Source organism: Virgibacillus byunsanensis, from assembly GCF_042675965.1.
In the GTDB taxonomy this organism is placed as follows: Bacteria; Bacillota; Bacilli; order Bacillales; family Amphibacillaceae; genus Virgibacillus_R; species Virgibacillus_R byunsanensis.
Genome location: NZ_JBHTKJ010000063.1, coordinates 1 through 21,845, shown reverse-complemented (window position 1 = coordinate 21,845; position 21,845 = coordinate 1). Strand labels below are relative to the sequence as shown.

Genomic DNA, 21,845 nt, shown 5'->3' with positions numbered 1-21,845 from the left:
TAAGTGATGTCTGAAACAATTCCACATTGGTTAACAAAACAAGCTTTTTTAGCACCAAATAAAACCGCGATTGAACTTGAAAACGGTGATACCATTTCATTTTTGGAATTGAAAGAAAGAAGTATGCGATTTGCTAAACAATTAGCACAAACTGGTATTTCAAAAGGTGATCATGTCGGTATCCTGTCAACGAACAATGTTTCCATGGTAGTTGCCATTCATTCGTTAAGTTATCTAGGAGCTGTTTCAGTTATGTTAAATACACGTTTAACTAAACAAGAATTGGATTATCAAGTGAGAGATGCAGACGTTACAACAGTTCTGACGAGCGAGCAGTTTAAAGAGATAAATTTCTCTATACCTGTTAAATCATTTTTTGAAATAGAGCAGTACTTGGAAAAGCCAATAAAGCTTCAATCTGTTATGAATTTAGAGGATACGTTTACAATCATTTACACATCAGGGACAACTGGATTTCCTAAAGGTGTCATACATACAATTGGAAACCATTGGTGGAGCTCAATAGGTTCCGCTTTGAATTTGGGGTTGGATCATAAGGATAAATGGTTAGCGGTATTACCTATTTTCCATGTGGGTGGATTGTCTATATTTATTCGTAGTGTCATATATGGAATACCAGTTTATTTGGTAGAAAAATTTGATGAAAAAGTGGTACATGAAGCCATCTTGACAAAAGGAGTTACAATCGTATCTGTTGTTACCGTCATGCTGCACAGACTTGGAGAATATTTAGGAGATAATCGTTATCCTGATAGTTTTAGATGTATGTTACTTGGGGGTGGTCCTGCTCCAAAACCTCTTTTAGAAAAAGCAAAAGTACAACATATTCCTGTTTTTCAATCGTACGGAATGACCGAGACCTCTTCACAAATTGTTACCCTGAGTCCAAGCGACGCATTAGAAAAGTTAGGTTCTTCCGGCAAGCCCTTATTCCCAGCTCAGTTAAAAATAGACGGCCCAAAAGGCGATATTGGAGAAATTATGGTAAAAGGTGCGATGGTTACAAGCGGATATTATAAAAATCCAAAAGCTACTGACATTGCTATCACCGATGGATGGTTATCAACTGGCGACCTAGGGTTTGAAGATAAAGATGGTTTTCTTTATGTTGTTGATAGAAGGAAGGACTTAATTATTTCAGGAGGAGAAAATGTATATCCTTCAGAAATAGAGAGCGTTCTTATGGAGATGGAAGGTATTAATGAAGTTGGAGTAGTTGGAAGAAAGGATAACTTATGGGGACAAGTACCTGTAGCATTTATTGTGCTAAAAGACCGGTCAGTTTATCAAGATGATATCCTTGTCTTTGCAGAAAAAAGGTTAGCAAAATATAAAATACCAAAACAAATTTTCTTTGTTGATGAACTCCCCAGAAACGCATCAAATAAGTTAGTAAGAGCGAAATTAGAAAACATGTTAGACAAAAAGTAGACAAAACTTATTGAAAATGATTCTCAAAGTCATTGACTTATAATTAAAAACCCAATAAACTGTATATATACTAATTTTTAAAATCTTGTTCATATGTATGATTGTAAAGTATGTATGTGCGTAATTATTGTAAGATGATGTAGGGGAGAGATTCCAATGCAAACGTTAACTGCGAAAGATTTAACTCTTGGATATGGTGAAGACATAATAATCGATGATCTAAATATAACAATACCTAAAGGCGAAATTACCGTTTTTATCGGTGGAAATGGATGTGGCAAGTCAACCTTGCTACGTTCTTTGGCGCGTCTATTAAAGCCAAAAGATGGAGATGTTGTTTTAGATGGTGAAGATATAGCGAAAATGGGAACCAAAGAGGTTGCCAAAAAATTATCTATCTTACCACAAAGTCCAGTAACCCCTGAAGGTTTAACGGTACAAGAGCTTGTTAAACAAGGTAGACATCCGTACAGAGGATTTTTGAAGCAATGGTCCAAGGATGATGAAAATGCTGTTAATAAAGCACTTGGGGATACAAATATGGTGCATTTAAAGGATCGCTCAGTTGATTCGTTGTCCGGTGGTCAACGTCAACGTGCTTGGATTGCTATGACATTGGCACAACAGACTGATACTATACTTTTAGATGAACCTACAACATACCTTGATATGACGCATCAAATAGATGTACTTGATTTATTATTTGATTTAAATGAGAAGGATGGCCGTACAGTTGTAATGGTATTGCATGACTTAAACCTTGCATGTCGATACGCACATCACATCGTAGCTATAAAGGATAAGCAAGTTTTTGCACAAGGTAAACCTGAGGAAATCGTAACGTGTAATTTAGTACACGAAGTTTTCCAAATGAAATGTGACGTAACATTTGATCCAATGTTCGGTACACCAATGTGTATTCCGCATGGTAAAGGCCGTTGTATTTTTGCAAATAGATCACAACAGTCAACAGCACAATCCATTTAATAGTTAGTGATTTTTTTACCCATCGTTTAGATGGGTTTTTTTACTGTCTAGGAAATTATAAAATTAGGAGCCTGTGGATAATTTATTTACTGCTTAAGCCACGTCCAGCTCCGATGTACAGGACGTACTAGTGCCGATGACGCCACAGGATAAGGAAAGCTTCCCTGAAAAAGTATCGCACGCAGAAAAAGTGCTTTTCTTTTTCAAGGACGTGGCGTTTTCATCGGCCAGCGCCCGTGCTGTTAGTGGGCTTCCTGATCCTCCTTATGATAAGTCAACATCGAATCGCTTAGCAAAGGAAGGCCGACTAAAAGCGGGCTCCCGGCCCAACGTCGGCATACCCCTATGAAGGGGCATGTTTCCTTTTAGATGAACTTGACTTTTCGCCAATAATGGCGAAAGTCAGAGTGAATCTTATACTCTGGAGTGAATCTCATACGGATTTGGAAGATCGACTAACTTCGCCACTTTGCGCGGCAACGTCGACCCACCCGCGATGCGCGGGCGCAGCCCATACCTCGCTAAACGGGCGCTTCTAGCTTTTGTTCTTTCTTTTCAATATTAATTGGTATACATTTTTCTTCTGTTTTTAGACAAATTAAAAATAGGAGGTTTTGCTGAATGGAAAAGAAAAAGTTCTTTATTAACCTTGGGTCGCAAGAAATTTCACAGATCCATTATGATAACAATGATGATTTTATTATCCATGCTACAGAAGATGAGGTTCGTATATTACGTGATAAATTAGATCATATGTATACTTCTGACACACGTGCGTTTTTTCGAGCACATGTACCGATAAAACCGTACCATGATGATCGATCGAATGATGATTACGATATCAATATGACTGAAGCATTTAAGATGCTATATAATTTAGGCGATGAACAAACAAAATCACATATTGAAAGCATGGGTATATTGGGAGACAGACACTTGTGACCAGTGAAGAATAAGATGAGGTATCATCTTATTCTTTTTTATTCCAAAAAAGTTTATATTTCTCCTATTAAAGGAATAGTATTAACACAACATACCTTTACATATTAATGAGGAGGACAACGATAATGAAGAAACAAATGCATTTTTATTTTAAATCCATAGTTGGTATTGTTGTAATAGTATTCTTACTATTATTGGCTCAATCCAGTATTGTGCCTGTTGCTTCAGTAACAGAACATGAAAACGAGGCTAAGAATTCAACTGTAGATCATACAGATAGTGAACAGAAGGAAGAGGAACTACAAGAGGAAAATACGATTTCACATGAAAAAATAATAGCCCTAACTAATCGATTTATGGACAAACTAGTCCAGAAGTCAGGAAATAACTATAAAGTTGCTAATTATCATACAAAAACGGAATTACTTGATGATTTTAAAGAGGTTGCTTCAAGAGATGTTGCAAATGAATATATAGAATACTATTATCAGGAAAAAGCAGATGGATTATATATAGTTCCTACAGAAACTCCACCATGGTTTAATGAAAAAAATGACTATGATGTGGTACAATTAGAAAACAATAGGGTGAAAGTGTCACAGAATAATACAAATGACTTGTATGGTTCATATACAGTTAACTTTGAATTTACATATGATTCTGATTGGAAAATAACAAAAATTACACACTCTTAAAATAACTGAACAAGTGAAGGCAGCTGAAATAATGTATATTTTTAATGATTATTACAACAATGAAGTAAAATTATCTTTCGAGGACCATCCTTTTTCTAGAGATCCAAAACATGTACTCATATTATGCACCTATAAAAACCAATGGCTTCTGACAAAACATAGTTATCGAGGTATCGAATTTCCAGGTGGGAAGGTTGAGAAAGGTGAAAGTGCAGAAGAAGCTGCAATCCGGGAAATAAAAGAAGAAACGGGTGGGATTACGAAAGTGGTAAAGTATCTTGGTCAATACTTTGTTGTGGGTAAAGGAGGGAACACTATTAAAAACGTTTACTTTGCGGATATTGAGGATTTGGTTGAACAATCCACATATTATGAAACAGAGGGGCCGGTTTTACTAGATCAACTACCCGATAATATAAAACATAATAATTTGTATAGTTTTATAATGAAAGATGGAGTTGTAACAAATTGTATGAACTTTCTCAGTGAAAACTGGAGATCGTTGTCCTAGTATTAATGATTGCATAATTATAAAACAAACCGCCTATTGTGGTATAGGCGGTTTGTTTTATTTTAAATGGTATTTTTAATTAACCAACTTTCAATTTTTTCAACAATTTTGTACATAATGGCTGCAAAAATGGCTATTAGCAATAAGCTCACCATCACTAATGAAAAGTCGAATACTTGGAAACCATAGATAATCAAATAACCTAAGCCTTGCTTTGACACAAGAAACTCTCCCACTATGACTCCGACCCACGAGAGCCCTACATTTACCTTCAATGTTGAAATCATAGTTGGTAATGTTGCTGGAAAAATAGCTTCTTTAAAGCATTGCCAACGCGTAGCTCCAAAACTTTTCAACACTTTTTCGTAGTTTGGATCAACTTCTCTAAAAGCAGAATAGACAACAAGTGTTGTTATAATAACTGATATTAGTGCCCCCATTGCAATGATAGAAATATATCCTGGTCCTAAAGCAACAATTATAATAGGTCCGAGTGCTACTTTAGGCATTGCATTCGCTACGACTAAATAAGGATCCATTATTTTGGAAAACCGTACAGATGACCATAGTACTGAGGCAATAAATATTCCTAAAATGGTACCTATAATAAAACCAAGTACGGTTTCAAATAAGGTTACTTGCACATGTTTGATCATGGATCCGTCCAAAACTTTATTCACAAGTAATTGGATTACCTCAGTTGGAGAGCTAAATAGAAGGGGGTCTATCCAATAAAAGGTGCTTGCGACCTCCCATGCTACAAAAAACACAACTAATATTAGCAGTTGCCAAGTGAAGACAACTTTTTGTTCGCGTTTAATTTTATTTTTATAGTTTTCAAAAAGACGTTGATCAGATTTAGATTCCATGGTCACTCAACACCTTTAGTTGTAATAATCACGAAGTGTGATAAGAAGTAGGAGTTGTTACATATCACTCGTTTCAAGTGTGGCTTCATCTTTATTTAACTCCTCCCAGATCTTATCAAAAATGATTTGAAATTTTGGATGTCTTCTTACTAAAAAGGGTTTCTCATTTCGTAACTCGATAGGCACTTCAAAAACTTTTTCTATCTTACCGGGATTTGATCCCATTACGAAAATTCTATCACTCATGGCAATTGCTTCACCTATATCGTGCGTAACTAAAACAGCAGTTTTGTGATAGGTTTCTAGAAGTTGTGAAACTAAATCTTCTAATTTTAATTTTGTTTGGTAATCAAGTGCCGAAAAGGGTTCATCCAAAAGGAAAATTTTGGGTTCATTGATTAACGTTCTAACTAAAGCCACACGTTGACGCATACCGCCAGAAAGTGAATTAGGATAAGCGTTTGTAACACTTTCTAAACCCACTTCTTCTAGCAATTTTAATGCTTTTTCTCTTGTTTCAATTGTATTAGTGTTGCATATCTTTGGCCCAAGTAACACGTTATCAATGATAGGTTTCCAAGGGAATAAATAATCCTGTTGTAGCATATAACCAATGGCTGATTCGGTGTTGTTTATGGCTTGATTGTTTAATAGAACTTTACCTGCTGTTTGTTTCATAATTCCTGCTATTATAGAAAGTACCGTTGACTTGCCGCAGCCGCTAGGTCCTAAAAGTGCGACAAACTCTCCTTCTTTAATAGATAACGTTATATTATCTAATGCTCTTGTGTAATTATTTTTTGAAAAATAATAATGTGATACGTGTTCTAAGGTTAGAAATCCCAATGTTTTCCCTCCTTAGTCTTCAATTACGTCCTCAGCGAATTTAGTGTTTACTAGATCATCGTAGGATAAATCTCCTGCTGGTAGTTCTCCAGCTTCACCCATTATATCTTTTAGATTATTCCATTCTTCTTCATCTAAAATAGGATCGGTAGCAAAGGAACCTTGGTCTTTATAACGGTCTATGGAAGCTGCTAACATATCTAGTTCTGTATCCTCGAAATAAGGTTGAATAACTTTTGCTATTTCTTCGGCACTATGTTCTTGGACCCATTGTTGAGCTTTATAAATAGCTTTTGTAAACTTCATGACTTCTTCTTCATTTTTATCTATAAAGCTTTGTTTCGTCATGAATACCGTGTATGGAACATGACCCGACTCTTCTCCAAAAGAGGCTACGATATGACCGCTTCCTTCTTTTTCAAAAGTACTTGCGGTTGGTTCAAATAACTGAACATAATCTGCATCACCAGATACAAACGCACCAGGTATATTTGCGAAATCAACGTTTTGTAATAAATTTAAATCTGCATGTGGATCTATGTTATGATTTTTTAAGACAAACTCACCAACCATTTGCGGCATTCCGCCTTTGCGTTGACCTAAAAATGTACTGCCTTTAAGATCTTCCCACTTAAAATCAGGCTGGGGTTCCTTGGATACTAGAAACGTTCCATCTGTTTGTGTTAATTGTGCAAAATTAATAGCGTAATCTCTTGAGTCTTGAGCATAGACATAAATCGAAGTTTCTGATCCAACTAGGGCAACATCAGCGCCATCTGATAATAAAGCGGTCATGGTTTTGTCGCCACCCCATGTCGTTGTTAACTCAACATCCAATCCTTCATCTCCAAAAAAGCCTTTTTCAATAGCTACGTATTGCGGTGCATAAAAGAGGGAACGGGTAACTTCTGCAATTTTAATAGATGATTGTTCATTTGAATTACAGGCAGACAGGAAAATTAAAAATACACAGGAAATAACGGTAAAAAACTTAAATTTTTTCATACTGTTCGACCCTTTCAGTGTCTAGTTGTGGTGTGTCAAGACAGTTTATGCTTTTAGTGAAAAATGTGTGAATGCCTATTTTTAGCGGATGAAAAAATGTGAAGAAGCATAAATAAAAACCGATCCCTGTTTTAGGAACCGGTTGTTAGCATCAAACTAACTATTAAATTTTCATGCTTTTTTTCACTCATATATTAAATCCTTTTGGGATGAGGAAACAATTAGTGTTTTCCGTTTAGGTTTAGCTCTTAAATAATGGACCTGCTTGCTTAATTTCGTCACTTGCTTGTTTAAACTTTTTAAAGTTCTCGTGAAACTTCATTGCAAGTGTTTGTGCTTCGGTGTAGTACGCCTCTTTATCTTTCCATGTGTTTAAAGGTACTAGCACCTCATCAGGTACACCTGGGACATGCATCGGCATTTCCAATCCAAAGATATCGTCTGTTGTAGTTTCAATTGTATTTAGTTCACCTTCTAATGCTGCATGAACCATTGCACGTGTATACGAAAGTTTCATACGGCTTCCAACACTGTAAGAACCACCAGTCCATCCTGTGTTAACTAAAAATACGTTCGTATCATACAGGTCAATTTTTTCACCGAGCATCTTAGCGTAAGTCGAAGGTGCTAATGGTAGAAATGGAGAGCCAAAGCAAGCTGAAAACGTAGCTTGTGGTTCAGTGACTCCTCGTTCCGTTCCGGCTAACTTACTTGTATATCCACTTAAAAAGTGATACATTGCTTGTTCCTTTGTAAGTTTACTTATTGGTGGTAACGTTCCAGATGCATCAGCTGTAAGAAAAATAATTGCATTTGGATGTCCTGCAACACTAGGTGATATGATATTATCAATGTTTTCCAACGGATAAGCAGCACGTGTATTTTCTGTTAATGATGTGTTGTCATAATCAGGTATTCGCGACTCTTCATCTAAAATTACATTTTCTAACACAGATCCAAACCGAATGGCATCAAAAATCTGTGGTTCTTTTTCTTGTGATAGATTAATACATTTCGCGTAACACCCACCTTCAATATTGAAGACGCCATTTGGACTCCATCCATGTTCATCATCACCAATTAATCGCCTGTAGGGATCAGCTGACAACGTAGTCTTTCCTGTTCCGGATAATCCAAAGAATAATGCTACGTCGCCTTCTTGACCGACGTTTGCTGAACAATGCATGGATAAAATATCACGACGAGGTAATAAATAATTCATGACAGAGAATATAGATTTTTTAATTTCTCCAGCATATTCTGTACCACCTATAAGAATAATTCTCTTTTTAAACGAGACAAGAATAAATGTTTCTGAGTTTGTACCGTCAACTGCTGGATCTGCTTTAAAAGTAGGAGCAGATACCACTGTAAATTCTGATTTATGTGTTTCAAGTTCTCCCTCTTCAGGCGTAATAAATAATTGTCGTGTAAATAAATTATGCCAAGCGTATTCATTAATAACCTGGATAGGTAAACGGTAATTAAAGTCCGCACCAGCAAATCCGTTAAATGAAAATAGTTCATTCTTTTCCTTTAAATAGTCAACAACTTTCTCGTATAGTTTCTCAAATGACTCTTCATCAATTGCCTGGTTAACAGAACCCCAATCAATAAATTCCTCACAACTGTCATCTTTAACGATAAATTTGTCTTTAGGTGAGCGTCCTGTATAAGTTCCTGTAGTAGCTTGAATAGCACCAGTAGCAGTTAGTTTACCTTCTTCTCGTGTTAAAATTCGTTCTACTAAACGTGGTACTGCTAAATTTTTATGCAAGTTTTTATGCGCTAATAATTTTTTTAATAGATATGATTGTTCCACCGTTTTCATGGTATTCCCTTCCTTTTTTGATGGATTTGTTCATAAAGGCAACAGTTTTCACTGTAGTTTTGTAAATCTGATTAATAGTATAACACAATTAAATATATAGTCCATACTAATAAGTGCTTTTTATTTGTAAAATTTGTCCACCCTATAAAAACTGGAAAAAAGTTGACACTATGGTCTACTTTCGTTACGATATACTTCGAGCGGATACTCTCTTATTTTAGAGTTGGTGGAGGGACAGACCCTATGAAACCCGGCAACCGTCACTATGTGAAAAGGTGCTAATCTGGTGCAAGGAACGTTCCTTGAACAATAAGAGCGAAAGGCCACAACTCCTTTCCTCATGAATGTAGGAAGGGTTTTTTTGTTTTTATTAAACTTAAAAAAATAACTGAAAAAAACAGAGTTCCGTAACACAATATAAAGGGAGGATTTAGCCATATGGCTACTAATCGTCGTTTGTTTACATCGGAATCGGTGACTGAAGGACACCCTGATAAAATATGTGACCAGATTTCAGATGCAATTTTGGATGAAATTTTAACGAAAGACCCTAATGCACGTGTTGCTTGTGAGACAACTGTAACTACTGGGTTAGTGTTAGTATCTGGAGAAATTTCTACTACTACATATGTAGATATTCCTGCCATTGTGCGCCAAACCATTAAAGATATCGGATATACGCGGGCGAAATTTGGTTTTGATGCCGATACATGTGCTGTACTTACTGCAATTGATGAACAATCTCCAGACATTGCCGGTGGAGTAGACACAGCATTAGAAACTAGGCAAGGAAAGACGAGTGATGAAGAAATCGCAGCAATTGGCGCAGGTGATCAAGGTTTAATGTTTGGATTTGCTTGTGATGAGACAGAAGAACTTATGCCACTTCCTATTTCACTAGCCCATAAATTATCAAAACGTTTAGCAGATGTACGTAAAGAAAAAATTCTTGCCTATTTACGTCCAGATGGTAAAACCCAGGTAACAGTAGAATATGATGAGAATGATAATCCTGTTCGAGTAGATACAATAGTGGTTTCAACACAGCATCACCAGGACATTACCACAGAACAGATTGAAAAGGACATTATCGAACACGTTATTCGCCCAGTAATACCAGAGAACTTATTAGACGAAACAACGAAGTATTTTATTAACCCAACTGGCCGCTTTGTAATTGGTGGTCCGCAGGGGGATGCTGGATTAACAGGTCGAAAAATTATTGTTGATACGTATGGTGGTTATGCTCGTCATGGTGGGGGAGCTTTTAGTGGAAAAGATTCTACTAAAGTTGATCGCTCGGCAGCATATGCAGCACGTTACGTAGCAAAAAATATTGTAGCAGCAGGACTAGCTAAAACCTGTGAAGTCCAGTTGGCGTATGCCATTGGTGTTGCAGAGCCGGTCTCCATTTCAATTAACACATTTGGAACAGGGACAGTAAGTGAAGAAGTATTGGTGGAAACGGTTCGTAATTTATTTGATCTTCGTCCAGCAGGAATAATCCGGATGCTTGATTTACAAAAACCGATATTTAGAAATACAGCTGCATATGGTCATTTTGGAAGAACAGATATTTTATTCCCGTGGGAGAAAACGGATAAAGTTGATGAATTGAAGGCATTAACTTCAAAGTAGGGGACAAAAGCTAGAAGCGCCCGTTAAGCGACGTATGGGCTGCGCCTGCGCATCGCGGGTGGGTCGACGTTGCCGCCGAAAGTGGTGAAGTTAGTCGATCTTCCAAATCCGCATGAGATTCACTCCAGAGTATAAGATTCACTCTGACTTTCGCCATTATTGGCGAAAAGTCAAGTTCATCTAAAAGGAAACATGCCCCTTCATAGGGGTATGACGACGTTGGGCCGGGAGCCCGCTTTTAGTCGGCCTTCCTTTGCTAAGCGAATCGATGTTGACTTATCGTAAAGAGGATCAGGAAGCCCACTGGTCGTTGGGCGCTGAACGCGGCTTAGACAGTCAATAAATTATCCACAGGCTCCTATTTTTAATTTCTTAAACTACAAAAAAGGCGTTAAATGATTAACGCCTTTTTTGTTTGCAAAAGACATTCGTATATGTAATTGGATACTGATTTATGATATAATTTCAAGGATTCAACATGATTCGAAGGAGAGGCAGAAGCGATGTGTGGTTTTATCGGTATGATTCGTAATAACTCTAAGATACAAGATGAAGATAGTATTAATTTATTTAAAGAACAAAACAATATTATTAGCCATAGAGGACCGGATGATGAAGGGTATTTTCATGATGATTATGTGTCCTTTGGGTTTCGACGTTTAAGTATTATTGACATAGAAAGTGGCCAGCAGCCATTAAGTTATGATGATGAAAAGATATGGCTTATTTTTAATGGCGAAATATACAATTATGTTGAGCTGCGAAGAGATTTGGTTGACGAGGGTTATGAATTTGCAACTGAGTCCGATACGGAAGTAATTGCAGCGTTGTTTTCTAAACATAAGGAAAATGCGTTTCAATACTTACGTGGAATGTTTTCTATTTTAATTTGGGACAAAGACCAGGAAACACTTTTCGGGGCGCGTGATCCATTTGGTATTAAGCCGTTGTTCTATCATGAAACAGATGAGGGTACTGTTTTTGCATCAGAAAAAAAGAGTATTACGTTACTGATGGAGAATGAAGAAGTAGATAATGATGCTTTGCAACATTATTTAAGCTTTCAATTTGTACCAGAGCCTATGACAATGACTGCTAACATTAAAAAGGTTGAACCAGGTCATTACTTCGTGAAAAAACCTGGACAACAGTTGAGTTTTAAGCGGTATTGGCATGCAACATTCAACCCTGTTTTGATGAACAAAGCAAACTGGATTAAACGAATTCAGGATGTTATGTATGATTCAGTTAATATTCATATGCGTAGTGACGTACCTGTTGGATCATTCTTATCTGGTGGGATTGATTCCACGATAATTGTTGCAATGGCTAAAGAATTCAATCCGAATATAAAGACGTTCTCTGTTGGGTTTGAACGAGAAGGATTTTCTGAGGTAGATGTGGCTAAGGAAACAGCAGACAAATTAGATGTTGAAAATATTTCCTATATTATTTCACCAGAGGAATATGTAGAAAAGCTACCAAAAGTAATGTGGCATATGGATGATCCTTTAGCCGATCCGTCATGTGTTCCGTTATACTTTGTTTCTAGAGAAGCCCGAAAGCATGTTACGGTTGTACTATCAGGTGAAGGTTCTGATGAATTATTCGGTGGATATAATATTTACCGTGAGCCTGAATCGCTTAAAATGTTCAATTCCATACCAACACCTGCAAAAGGTCTTTTGGCAAGAGTAGCAGATGTATTACCTGAAGGTGTTAAAGGGAAAAGTTTTTTAGAGCGTGGAACAACGCCATTACGTGATCGTTATATCGGTAATGCAAAAATGTTTGAGGATGAAGAAAAATTTCAGTTACTTAAGCACTACAATGAAGACTTATCATATCAACGCATTACAAATAAACTATTTGATCATGTAAAAGATTATCCACTTGTTAATCAAATGCAATATGTAGATATTCATACTTGGATGCGTGGGGATATTTTATTAAAAGCAGATAAAATGACGATGGCTAATTCCCTTGAATTACGTGTTCCTTTCTTGGATAAGGAAGTGTTTCAAGTGGCAAATGAAATCCCAGTAGATTTAAAAATTGCTAACGGAACCACAAAAAGTATCTTACGTGAAGCTTCAAGAGGTATCATTCCGGATCATGTTCTTGACCGTAAAAAACTAGGTTTCCCAGTGCCAATTCGACACTGGTTAAAGGATGAATTAAATGGATGGGCAAAACAGTTAATCCATGAAAGCCAAACAGATCATTTATTGCATAAATCCTATATTCTTAATTTACTTGATGCACATTGTCAAGGTAGAGGGGACTATAGCCGGAAAATTTGGACAGTGCTTATGTTTATGCTTTGGCATCAAATCTATGTAGAAAATAAATTTGATATTAATGAATTAAGAAAACAAGATAGTGACATCAGGTCTATTACAACAGCACCACTATAAGAAAAGATAGAAGCAAATAAAAACAGGCGATTACGGTTTAATATATCGTAATCGCCTGTTTTCCCATTTGTACCCATGCCGCTTCGAATTCCTCAATGGGAGCTTGGGTATTTTTATTTAACGGATCATTAAAATAAATATATTCATTATCATAACCAGTAATTAACACGGAATGTTCTTTCATGGTTACTTTTTGTGGCCCATCTGGTGTTTGCCAAGTTGTGAATTTACTTTCTGGCAACCTGTTATAACTAGTATTAATGATGACCCATACAGGTCTGTTGTGGGCTAGCTGGTTAAATACTTCGCTGAATCCTTTTCCAGTGAGATCATGAACGTGACTTTCATCCACGTATTGTTTAGCTAATTCGGCAATTGGACCATGGTATACACCAAGTCCAGGATTTTTAAAATCATACATGTCACCGACAAACCCTTTGTGAGGATTTCCGAATTGAACCCCTTCTTTAGATACTTGATATGGTGTCGGATCTCTGCTTACTTTTTTTGCCAACTCCATTTTGTCAACTTCGATATCGTTATAATTTAACAACATAGCAAGGCTAGTAACTTCACAACCACGTGGTAATTCTGGCATTTGCTTAATTAATGGTGCATCTAGTTGCACGGAACCAATTATGCTGAACTCTGATGTCATTGGTCTAGTAGGACTAGCTTGTTTACCACCAATTGAATTCGTATCTACAAATTCTTCTGCAAAGGCCATTAGCGTAACTTTATGTTCATTTATATAAATTGCTCCTAACGAAACGGCTGTGATAGCAAACACAATTCCATACAATGCAAATGAATTTTTAATCCATTTTTTCGGTGCTTTTTCAAGCATTACGGTGAAATATATCGCAACTATGCACGATAGGAAGAATAATATGATGAGCATTTTAAATACACTCCAATAAATATCTATTAAGTACTACTCTTTATATCGGTAGTATCTCAACACTTTAAAGTTCTTATTACATGACTATGTTAAAATTCCAATCCAAGATCTGTATGTTGTTTATAGTATTGACATTTTTCAACATATGACGTGCGAACACGCTCCATCTCTTCATAATCCTTTATAGTTAACTCACGGACGACTTTCGCTGGTCTCCCTAAAGCTAACGTATTTGGTGGAATTATTTTACCTGGAGGTACTAAACTCCCTGCACCAATAAATGCACTTTCTCCAATCTCTGCACCATCTAATATGACTGACCCCATACCGATTAGTGCATTTTTTCTAATAGTTGCTGCATGTAATGTAACTTGATGGCCAATTGTTACACCATCTTCCACTGTAACAGGCATATTGGGACTTTGATGGATCATAGAGAGATCTTGTATACTAACCCGTTTTCCAATGTGTGTTGGTGCCACATCACCACGAATGACGGTTTTAAACCATACGCTAGATTGTTCATCAATCGTTACATCACCAATGATGGTGGCATCCTTTGCAATAAAAGTGGTACTGTGAATGGAAGGCTTCTTATTCTTATAGGACTGTATCATATTTGGTTTCCTCCTGTTATGGTGATATATTTAGTATAGCAAAAATTAACATATCATATGGACGGAATGTTTGGGAAACGGGGGATTTAGGTTGGCATATCGTGTACCACAGACAGCAATGAGATTAATGGCAACTGTATATCGAAAAATCTTCCCTGTGGTTGATGTTGAATTAGCCCACTGGAAACAGCGAGCTGAGCAAATACCTGATGATGAACTTCGTACACAGGCTCTTGCAAGTATTGAATCAAAACGATTTCACTGTCAAGGTGGATCTGTTTATGCATTACTTGCTAATTATAAATGGAGGGAAGCAATTCGTTTCATTGTTGCTTATCAGACGATTAGTGATTACCTGGATAATTTATGTGATCGGAGTACATCTAGGGATCCAGCTGATTTTCGTCTCCTGCATCAGGCAATGATAGATGCACTTTCACCAACTAATACGGTTAAAAATTATTACAAATTACGTGAGGAACAGGCAGATGGGGAGTATTTAGCTGATCTGGTTCGTACTTGTCAAAAAACGCTACGTAAGCTTGATAATTTCTCTCTTATTCATAATCTTTTGTTGGAGTTGGAGAATCTATACGGTGATTTGCAGGTACATAAACATGTGCAAGTGGAACAACGCATATCACGATTAACAAAATGGTTTAATATGAAAAGTGGAAGTTATACTTCGCTGAGCTGGTATGAATTTTCTGCCGCAACAGGGTCTACACTAGGGATTTTTTGCATGGTTTCCTATGCATTAGGTGAAAAAATAACCGAGGATTTAGCGGGTAATATAGTAAAAGCTTATTTTCCTTATATGCAGGGTTTACATATTTTGCTGGATTATTATATTGATCAACAGGAAGATAATGATGAAGGAGATTTGAATTTTTGCAGTTACTATCCAAATCGTGATGAAATGAGGAAGCGGTTTATTTATTTTATTAAACAGGCTAACACGCATGTACAACGATTACCTAACTGCCGTTTTCATGAAATGGTACACCAAGGCTTAGTAGGAATGTACTTAGCAGACCCGAAAGTAAAAAAACTGGATGACGGTTTGGGTATGACCAATGAGTTGTTACAATTTAGTGGAAGTAAAGCACGTTTTTTTCATTGGAATACAAAGATGTACTATAAATTTAAAAAGGAAAAATAGACTATTCATCCAGATAGCCTATTTTTTTTGAATTGCTAAAATAAATGGTGGTTCATTTTTTTGATTAATGAACTCATAGCGTAATACGTTACACTGCTTTTGGTCAAGACTTGTAACATGTTCGAGAATGGCTTCTTTTTCAGATCTACCACCTTCATGTCCGTGGTACACAACGATAACGATAAGACCGCCTTTTTTTAAAAGGTTAAGAATAATGTTAACAGCGCTTATCGTGGTTTGCCCTTTCGTTATAATTGATTTATCACTTTTTGGTAAGTATCCGAGATTGAAAATTGCCCCGCCTATCGTATCTTCTCGTAAATAGTCTAAGATTTGCGTATGGCTGTCATGAATTAAAGTGACATTTTTGCGAGTGTTTTCTTTTAATAGAAGTTCGGTATTTTTAATTGCTTGTTCTTGGACATCGAATGCTAATACATGGCCATGTTCTCCAACAAGTTTACTTATGTATAATGTGTCGCAACCATTTCCACATGTTGCATCAATGACTGTTTCGCCTTTGGTCACCGTGTCTTCTAAAAGTTGGTGTGAGAAATGTAGTATTCCTTTTAGCATTTATTTGGCTCCTTCTTACATTAATATATGTTGAGTGTAGCATGTGCATGGAGGTAATTATAAATGAAAAATATCGGTAGGGGTAAATCGATCAACAGGCCAGGAGAATTGATCAACAGAGACAAAAACCGATTAATAGGCGAGAATAACGATCAACAGCGCAAAATTTCGATCAAAGAACCCTCGGAAATGATCAAGCTGATAGCAAAATCGATCAACAGGCCAGGAAATTCGATCAACAGAGACAAAAACTGATCAACAGCACAAAATTTCGATCAAAGACCACTCGAATATAATCAAGCCAACAGCTTGATCGGTTCATAGGCAAGAGAATCGGCTAGCAGGATATAACAGGGTAAATTTGTTGACTTAGAAGTCCAAACGATTGTACTTACAACACATGAATTAAAAGATGTGGAACCTATTTTGGATGAAGTGGTATTGTTGAAGCGGGGAATGATTTTTCTCATAAGTCACTTGAAAGTATACGTGAGGAATATGGGATGAATTCAATTGACTGGGTGGAAAAAGTTTATGAATCAACAGGAGTTCATGACTAAGGAACTGATATATCTTGACAAAGCATTTCACTTTCATTACAATTTCGATATACATAGTATAATGACGATGCGAAGGAATAGTAGTAACGTTTTTCAGGTCTAAGAGAGGTAGTGATTGGTGAAAACTACCCCTGGAAATTTATGAACTCACCTTCAATGTTGCAGGGATGAACAACAGTAGTTTCTGCCGTTAATCTGCGTTAAGGATACAAGCGAACGTTATATTAAGCGTTAATTTGGGTGGTACCGCGGGAGATACAAGCTTCTCGTCCCTTCTCTGGGATGAGTAGCTTTTTTTATTATCTAGGAAATTATAAAATTAGGAGCCTGTGGATAATTTATTTACTGCTTAAGCCACGTCCAGCTCCGACGTACAGGACGTACTAGTGCCGATGACGCTACAGGACGTGGCGTTTTTATCGGCCAGCGCCCGTGCTGTTAGTGGGCTTCCTGATCCTCCTTACGATAAGTCAACATCGAATCGCTTAAGCATTAGGAAGGCCGACTAAAAACGGGCTCCCGGCCCAACGTCGGCATACCCCTATGAAGGGGCATGTTTCCTTTAAGGAAGATCGACTAACTTCGCCGCTTTCGGCGGCAACGTCGACCCACCCGCGATGCACGGGCGCAACCCATACGTCGCTAAACAGGCGCTTTCGCTTTTGTTCTTTGCAGATAGGAGAGTATAAAACTTTCCTACTGCATAAGTGCAACTAAAGCTTTCACCATAAAGGCTTGACGATAAGCCAAGTTTTCTAATACCGAATTAGAGGAGGAAATTGTATGAGTTTTAACCATCAGGAAATTGAAAAAAAATGGCAACACCATTGGTTTGAGAATAAAACGTTTAAAACAGATAGCTATTCAAAGAAAGAAAAAGTTTATGCGTTAGATATGTTTCCATACCCATCAGGAGCAGGTCTGCATGTTGGGCACCCAGAAGGGTATACTGCAACAGACATTTTCTCGCGCATGAAACGTATGCAAGGGTATGAGGTGCTTCATCCAATGGGGTGGGATGCATTTGGGTTGCCAGCGGAACAGTATGCGTTAGATACGGGTAACAGTCCTGCTGAATTCACTCAGAAAAATATCGCGACATTTAAGCGTCAAATTCAAGAGCTTGGATTTTCCTATGACTGGGATCGTGAAATAAATACGACAGACCCTAATTATTATAAGTGGACACAATGGATCTTTACAAAGCTTTATGAGAAAGGGCTTGCATATCTTGATGAAGTAGCGGTTAACTGGTGTCCTGCCCTCGGAACTGTACTTGCAAATGAAGAAGTAATCGATGGAAAAAGTGAACGTGGTGGTCACCCTGTTGTTCGAAAACCAATGAAACAATGGATGTTGAAAATCACTGCATATGCAGATCGTCTAGAAAAGGATCTTGAAGAACTTGACTGGCCTGAAAGTATTAAAGATATGCAGCGAAATTGGATTGGGCGATCAGAAGGAGCGGAAGTGACGTTCTCGATTGATGGTAATGGTGATGAGTTTACTGCATTTACAACCAGACCAGATACATTGTTTGGTGCTACGTATGCTGTATTAGCTCCAGAGCACCCTTTGGTTGATAAAATTACTTCTAAGGAACAAAAAGCAACGGTTGATTCGTATAAGACTAAAATACAAACGAAGTCTGATTTGGAGCGTACGGACCTTGCAAAAGATAAAACAGGGGTCTTTACAGGAGCATATGCGATCAATCCAGTAAACAATAAAAAGATGCCAATTTGGGTTGCAGATTATGTCCTTATGTCATATGGAACGGGAGCAATAATGGCTGTTCCGGCTCATGATGAACGAGATTATGAATTTGCGACTAAGTTTGAATTACCAATTGTAGAGGTTGTTACAGGGGGCGACATTTCAACGGAAGCATATACCGGAAATGGGAAACTTGTTAATTCTGGTTTCTTGAATAATTTTGATAAAGATACAGCTATTACAAAAATGATTGAATGGCTTGAAGAAAATAATAAAGGCACGAAAAAAGTTACCTATCGTTTACGTGACTGGCTTTTTGCCAGACAACGTTATTGGGGAGAGCCGATTCCGGTTATCCATTGGGAAGATGGTACAATGACTACCGTCCCTGAAGATGAATTGCCACTGGAGCTACCTAAAATGACGGAAATCAAGCCTTCTGGAACTGGAGAGTCGCCACTGGCAAATAGTGATTGGGTAAATGTTGTCGACCCTGATACCGGGATGAAAGGCCGCCGTGAAACTAGCACCATGCCTCAGTGGGCAGGGAGTTGTTGGTATTTCTTACGATTCATCGATCCGAATAACACCGAAAAGTTAGCAGATCCTGAAGCATTAAAAGAGTGGTTACCGGTTGATATTTATATTGGTGGGGCAGAACATGCAGTGCTTCATTTACTATATGCACGTTTTTGGCATAAATTTTTGTATGATATTGGTGTTGTTCCTACTAAAGAACCGTTTATGAAATTGTTTAACCAAGGAATGATTCTAGGTGAAGGCAATGAAAAGATGAGTAAATCGAAAGGGAATGTCGTAAATCCTGATGATATTGTTGTTTCACATGGTGCAGACACGTTACGTTTATATGAAATGTTCATGGGACCCCTTGATTCAGCTGTAGCCTGGTCAACAAATGGTTTAGACGGAGCTCGCCGTTTCTTAGATCGTGTATGGCGATTGATCATCAAAGAGGACGGAGTAATCTCTGAGAAAGTAGTAGAGAATTATGAAGATTCCGAATTAGTTAAGGTTTATCATGAGACTGTTAAAAAGGTAACCGAGGACTTTGATAATCTACATTTCAATACAGGTATTTCACAAATGATGGTGTTTGTTAACGAAGGGTATAAAGCTGAAAAACTTCCCAAGGAATATATTAAAGGTTTTGTTAAACTACTTTCACCAATTGCGCCTCATTTAACAGAAGAATTATGGTCCCGTCTTGGTTATACGGAGACAATCAGCTATGAGGCATGGCCTGTCTATGATGAAACAAAACTTGTAGAAGATGAGGTAGAAGTTGTACTGCAAATAATGGGTAAAGTTAGAGCTAAAATGAGCGTTGCAAAAGATATTACAAAAGACGAGTTAGAAAAGCAGGCACTTGAACACGACAAAATTCAAGAATTGCTTAACGGGAAAACAGTTCGAAAGGTAATTGTAGTGCCAGGAAAATTAGTAAATATAGTAGCAAATTAATTACTAAAAAAGCTGTTCTTAAGAAGATAGTTACTTCTTAAGAACAGCTTTAATAATTTATTCTCCAGCAGGAACCCATTGTGTTTTGACATTTGTCCAAATGTCATCTTCAAAATACCAGAGCGTTTCGATCGTACCTAATTGATCCGCATGATAGGCGCCGCTGACTTGTTGGTAGCTCTTCAATCCATATCCTTTACTTTTACTTATTGAGATAGGTTCAAAAAAAGCTATTGGATCTATCATTAATGATGTTTCTTCCATAAGTCTTCCTTTTTTATTATAAATATCCAGTTGAATATATTCAGATGCTTTTTCCTCTAAGTTAAGTATCAGTGGTTTTTCACCAGGTGCAATTGTTAATTCAGCTTTAAAATCATCAATAAATTGACCTTTTATAAAATCCGGTTCTGGTAACGGAATTTCCTTTACTTTTTCATTAGCTAAGGTATGCAGGTAATAATTATATAACCCTCCACTACCACCGGTTGCACTTTGAAAGAAAATGTCATTGACATCATCATGGTTTAAATCGATAAACTGAATAGATGGATCATACCCACCTTCATAGTTAATGGTCCATTCGCTTTTTCTAGAAGTAGTTATATCTACCCATAATGATCGATAATACGTTGTATCCGGTGAGAAAAGAATACCTTCTAACTTTATATCATCCTTTTGACCATCACCTGTAATGTCTTCCTGATAGGTTTCTATAAGCTGTTGATCATTTGATGGTTCTGCAACAACATGTTGGGTATTCAAGAATTGAGTCGATATGAATAAAACACCTGTAATATAAAGAATTTGTTTCAATTTAATCTCTCCAATTTAAAAGTACTTAATTCTTAGTTATATCTTGCGTAAGATAGTTGCAAGCTATTCTAAATAAAAGATATAATAGTCTTGTAGAAAAAGTAAATTATAAAGGATGGGTAAATTGGAACATATTAATAAAGTTACTCCAAGTGAAGTTGAATCACTTATGGAGAATGAAGAGGGTATTGTTATAGTTGATGTAAGAGAAGATGAGGAAGTTGCTCAAGGAATGATTGAAAATGCAAAACACATTCCATTAAAGGAAATCCCGGAATCGATACACAATTTTAGTAAAGAAAAGCATTACGTATTTGTATGTCGATCGGGTAGACGCAGTATGAACGCAGCAACTTATATGAAAGAACAAGGTTTTCAAGTTTCTAATATGGTTGGTGGAATGTTAGATTGGGACGGCGAAGTAGTTATATAGTAGGTTAGGGTATCGGTTGAAAACATCTCAGAATAAAATGTGAAAAATTGTAAACACTAATCTCAAAAAAACATTGCAAATCTTGTTGACTTCTTAGTCCAACCAATGTAATATGTATCTTGCTGCTGAAAAACAGCTATTCAATAAAAAACGCAACAAACGTTGATAGTTAATGTCGCATTGACATTTATTATAAAAATTGATATACTTTTTATGCTGTCGAAATAAACAGCAACGAACATTTCTAAGAAAAACATAAAAAAGTGTTGACTTAAATGTTGTGAAATGTTATATTTATAAAGTCGCCAATTTGAGAGCGACGAACGAATTGCTCCTTGAAAACTGAACAAAACAACCAGTATGTCAAGAGAAACATGAACTTGTTTTTC

18 protein-coding genes, 1 riboswitch and 1 other annotated feature are annotated in these 21,845 nt (G+C 37.0%); of the genes, 10 read left to right on the top strand and 8 right to left on the bottom strand.

What is annotated here, in order from left to right; genetic code table 11:
- Positions 1-6 precede the first annotated feature (6 nt).
- The 5 genes from ACFQ3N_RS17545 to ytkD all read left to right on the top strand — a co-directional run bounded on the left by ACFQ3N_RS17545 (position 7) and on the right by ytkD (position 4,587).
- Complete coding sequence (locus tag ACFQ3N_RS17545) at positions 7-1,452, top strand: o-succinylbenzoate--CoA ligase (RefSeq protein WP_390364020.1); 1,446 nt, start codon at positions 7-9, stop codon at positions 1,450-1,452.
- Positions 1,453-1,608: 156 nt separating this feature from the next.
- Positions 1,609-2,439 (top strand): ABC transporter ATP-binding protein, encoded by an 831-nt coding sequence (locus tag ACFQ3N_RS17540; RefSeq protein WP_390364018.1) that lies wholly within the window; start codon positions 1,609-1,611, stop codon positions 2,437-2,439.
- Between the two features lie 621 nt (positions 2,440-3,060).
- Positions 3,061-3,381: a hydrolase gene (locus ACFQ3N_RS17535; protein WP_390364016.1), complete on the top strand. Its 321-nt coding sequence runs from the start codon at positions 3,061-3,063 to the stop codon at positions 3,379-3,381.
- Positions 3,382-3,506: 125 nt separating this feature from the next.
- Entirely contained in the window at positions 3,507-4,076 is a 570-nt protein-coding gene (locus ACFQ3N_RS17530; protein WP_390364014.1) for a hypothetical protein, read from the top strand.
- A gap of 31 nt (positions 4,077-4,107) precedes the next feature.
- Complete coding sequence (ytkD, locus tag ACFQ3N_RS17525) at positions 4,108-4,587, top strand: RNA deprotection pyrophosphohydrolase (protein ID WP_390364012.1); 480 nt, start codon at positions 4,108-4,110, stop codon at positions 4,585-4,587.
- A 62-nt stretch (positions 4,588-4,649) separates the two neighbouring features.
- Here the strand turns inward: ytkD and ACFQ3N_RS17520 are convergent, their stop codons facing one another.
- The 4 genes from ACFQ3N_RS17520 to pckA form a co-directional block, all read right to left on the bottom strand.
- Positions 4,650-5,456 (bottom strand): ABC transporter permease, encoded by an 807-nt coding sequence (locus ACFQ3N_RS17520; RefSeq protein ID WP_390364010.1) that lies wholly within the window; start codon positions 5,454-5,456, stop codon positions 4,650-4,652.
- Positions 5,457-5,513: 57 nt separating this feature from the next.
- Positions 5,514-6,302, bottom strand: a complete 789-nt coding sequence (locus tag ACFQ3N_RS17515; RefSeq protein ID WP_390364008.1) for an ABC transporter ATP-binding protein — start codon at positions 6,300-6,302, stop codon at positions 5,514-5,516.
- Positions 6,303-6,314: 12 nt separating this feature from the next.
- Entirely contained in the window at positions 6,315-7,307 is a 993-nt protein-coding gene (locus ACFQ3N_RS17510) for an ABC transporter substrate-binding protein (RefSeq protein WP_390364007.1), read from the bottom strand.
- Between the two features lie 241 nt (positions 7,308-7,548).
- Positions 7,549-9,138, bottom strand: a complete 1,590-nt coding sequence (pckA, locus tag ACFQ3N_RS17505; RefSeq protein WP_390364005.1) for a phosphoenolpyruvate carboxykinase (ATP) — start codon at positions 9,136-9,138, stop codon at positions 7,549-7,551.
- Positions 9,139-9,347: 209 nt separating this feature from the next.
- Positions 9,348-9,454, top strand: a riboswitch (SAM riboswitch).
- Positions 9,455-9,576: 122 nt separating this feature from the next.
- Here pckA and metK point away from each other — a divergent pair.
- On the top strand, positions 9,577-10,776 hold the full coding sequence (gene metK, locus ACFQ3N_RS17500) for a methionine adenosyltransferase (RefSeq protein ID WP_390364003.1): 1,200 nt from the start codon (positions 9,577-9,579) through the stop codon (positions 10,774-10,776).
- Between the two features lie 503 nt (positions 10,777-11,279).
- Positions 11,280-13,193 (top strand): asparagine synthase (glutamine-hydrolyzing), encoded by a 1,914-nt coding sequence (gene asnB / locus ACFQ3N_RS17495; protein WP_390364001.1) that lies wholly within the window; start codon positions 11,280-11,282, stop codon positions 13,191-13,193.
- Between the two features lie 37 nt (positions 13,194-13,230).
- On the opposite strand, the gene ACFQ3N_RS17490 is transcribed toward asnB, so the two are convergent.
- Both ACFQ3N_RS17490 and ACFQ3N_RS17485 read right to left on the bottom strand, forming a co-directional pair.
- Positions 13,231-14,094 (bottom strand): C39 family peptidase, encoded by an 864-nt coding sequence (locus ACFQ3N_RS17490; RefSeq protein WP_390363999.1) that lies wholly within the window; start codon positions 14,092-14,094, stop codon positions 13,231-13,233.
- An 89-nt stretch (positions 14,095-14,183) separates the two neighbouring features.
- Positions 14,184-14,711 (bottom strand): gamma carbonic anhydrase, encoded by a 528-nt coding sequence (locus tag ACFQ3N_RS17485; protein WP_390363998.1) that lies wholly within the window; start codon positions 14,709-14,711, stop codon positions 14,184-14,186.
- Between the two features lie 91 nt (positions 14,712-14,802).
- On the opposite strand from ACFQ3N_RS17485, the gene ACFQ3N_RS17480 reads away from it, so the two are divergent.
- Positions 14,803-15,873 (top strand): tetraprenyl-beta-curcumene synthase family protein, encoded by a 1,071-nt coding sequence (locus ACFQ3N_RS17480; RefSeq protein ID WP_390363996.1) that lies wholly within the window; start codon positions 14,803-14,805, stop codon positions 15,871-15,873.
- Positions 15,874-15,891: 18 nt separating this feature from the next.
- Here ACFQ3N_RS17480 and ACFQ3N_RS17475 read toward each other — a convergent pair whose 3' ends face one another.
- Positions 15,892-16,449, bottom strand: a complete 558-nt coding sequence (locus ACFQ3N_RS17475; protein WP_390363995.1) for a class I SAM-dependent methyltransferase — start codon at positions 16,447-16,449, stop codon at positions 15,892-15,894.
- Positions 16,450-17,067: 618 nt separating this feature from the next.
- Positions 17,068-17,286: a binding site (T-box leader), on the top strand.
- Positions 17,287-17,792: 506 nt separating this feature from the next.
- On the opposite strand from ACFQ3N_RS17475, the gene leuS reads away from it, so the two are divergent.
- Positions 17,793-20,207 carry a leucine--tRNA ligase gene (leuS, locus tag ACFQ3N_RS17470; RefSeq protein WP_390363993.1) on the top strand — a complete coding sequence of 805 codons (2,415 nt, stop codon included), beginning with the start codon at positions 17,793-17,795 and terminating at the stop codon, positions 20,205-20,207.
- A 57-nt stretch (positions 20,208-20,264) separates the two neighbouring features.
- On the opposite strand, the gene ACFQ3N_RS17465 is transcribed toward leuS, so the two are convergent.
- Positions 20,265-21,023: a hypothetical protein gene (locus tag ACFQ3N_RS17465; RefSeq protein WP_390363991.1), complete on the bottom strand. Its 759-nt coding sequence runs from the start codon at positions 21,021-21,023 to the stop codon at positions 20,265-20,267.
- A 124-nt stretch (positions 21,024-21,147) separates the two neighbouring features.
- Between ACFQ3N_RS17465 and ACFQ3N_RS17460 the strand changes: the two genes are divergently transcribed.
- Entirely contained in the window at positions 21,148-21,456 is a 309-nt protein-coding gene (locus ACFQ3N_RS17460; RefSeq protein ID WP_390363989.1) for a rhodanese-like domain-containing protein, read from the top strand.
- Positions 21,457-21,845 lie beyond the last annotated feature (389 nt).

Excerpts from the sequence above, each read along its gene's own strand:
- ACFQ3N_RS17475 (WP_390363995.1), bottom strand. The coding sequence starts at position 16,449 with ATGCTAAAAGGAATACTACATTTCTCACACCAACTTTTAGAAGACACG.
- leuS (WP_390363993.1), top strand. The coding sequence starts at position 17,793 with ATGAGTTTTAACCATCAGGAAATTGAAAAAAAATGGCAACACCATTGG.
- ACFQ3N_RS17535 (WP_390364016.1), top strand. The coding sequence starts at position 3,061 with ATGGAAAAGAAAAAGTTCTTTATTAACCTTGGGTCGCAAGAAATTTCA.
- ACFQ3N_RS17540 (WP_390364018.1), top strand. The coding sequence starts at position 1,609 with ATGCAAACGTTAACTGCGAAAGATTTAACTCTTGGATATGGTGAAGAC.
- metK (WP_390364003.1), top strand. The coding sequence starts at position 9,577 with ATGGCTACTAATCGTCGTTTGTTTACATCGGAATCGGTGACTGAAGGA.
- asnB (WP_390364001.1), top strand. The coding sequence starts at position 11,280 with ATGTGTGGTTTTATCGGTATGATTCGTAATAACTCTAAGATACAAGAT.
- ACFQ3N_RS17520 (WP_390364010.1), bottom strand. The coding sequence starts at position 5,456 with ATGGAATCTAAATCTGATCAACGTCTTTTTGAAAACTATAAAAATAAA.
- ACFQ3N_RS17545 (WP_390364020.1), top strand. The coding sequence starts at position 7 with ATGTCTGAAACAATTCCACATTGGTTAACAAAACAAGCTTTTTTAGCA.
- ACFQ3N_RS17490 (WP_390363999.1), bottom strand. The coding sequence starts at position 14,094 with ATGCTCATCATATTATTCTTCCTATCGTGCATAGTTGCGATATATTTC.
- ACFQ3N_RS17510 (WP_390364007.1), bottom strand. The coding sequence starts at position 7,307 with ATGAAAAAATTTAAGTTTTTTACCGTTATTTCCTGTGTATTTTTAATT.
- ACFQ3N_RS17485 (WP_390363998.1), bottom strand. The coding sequence starts at position 14,711 with ATGATACAGTCCTATAAGAATAAGAAGCCTTCCATTCACAGTACCACT.
- pckA (WP_390364005.1), bottom strand. The coding sequence starts at position 9,138 with ATGAAAACGGTGGAACAATCATATCTATTAAAAAAATTATTAGCGCAT.
- ACFQ3N_RS17530 (WP_390364014.1), top strand. The coding sequence starts at position 3,507 with ATGAAGAAACAAATGCATTTTTATTTTAAATCCATAGTTGGTATTGTT.
- ytkD (WP_390364012.1), top strand. The coding sequence starts at position 4,108 with ATGTATATTTTTAATGATTATTACAACAATGAAGTAAAATTATCTTTC.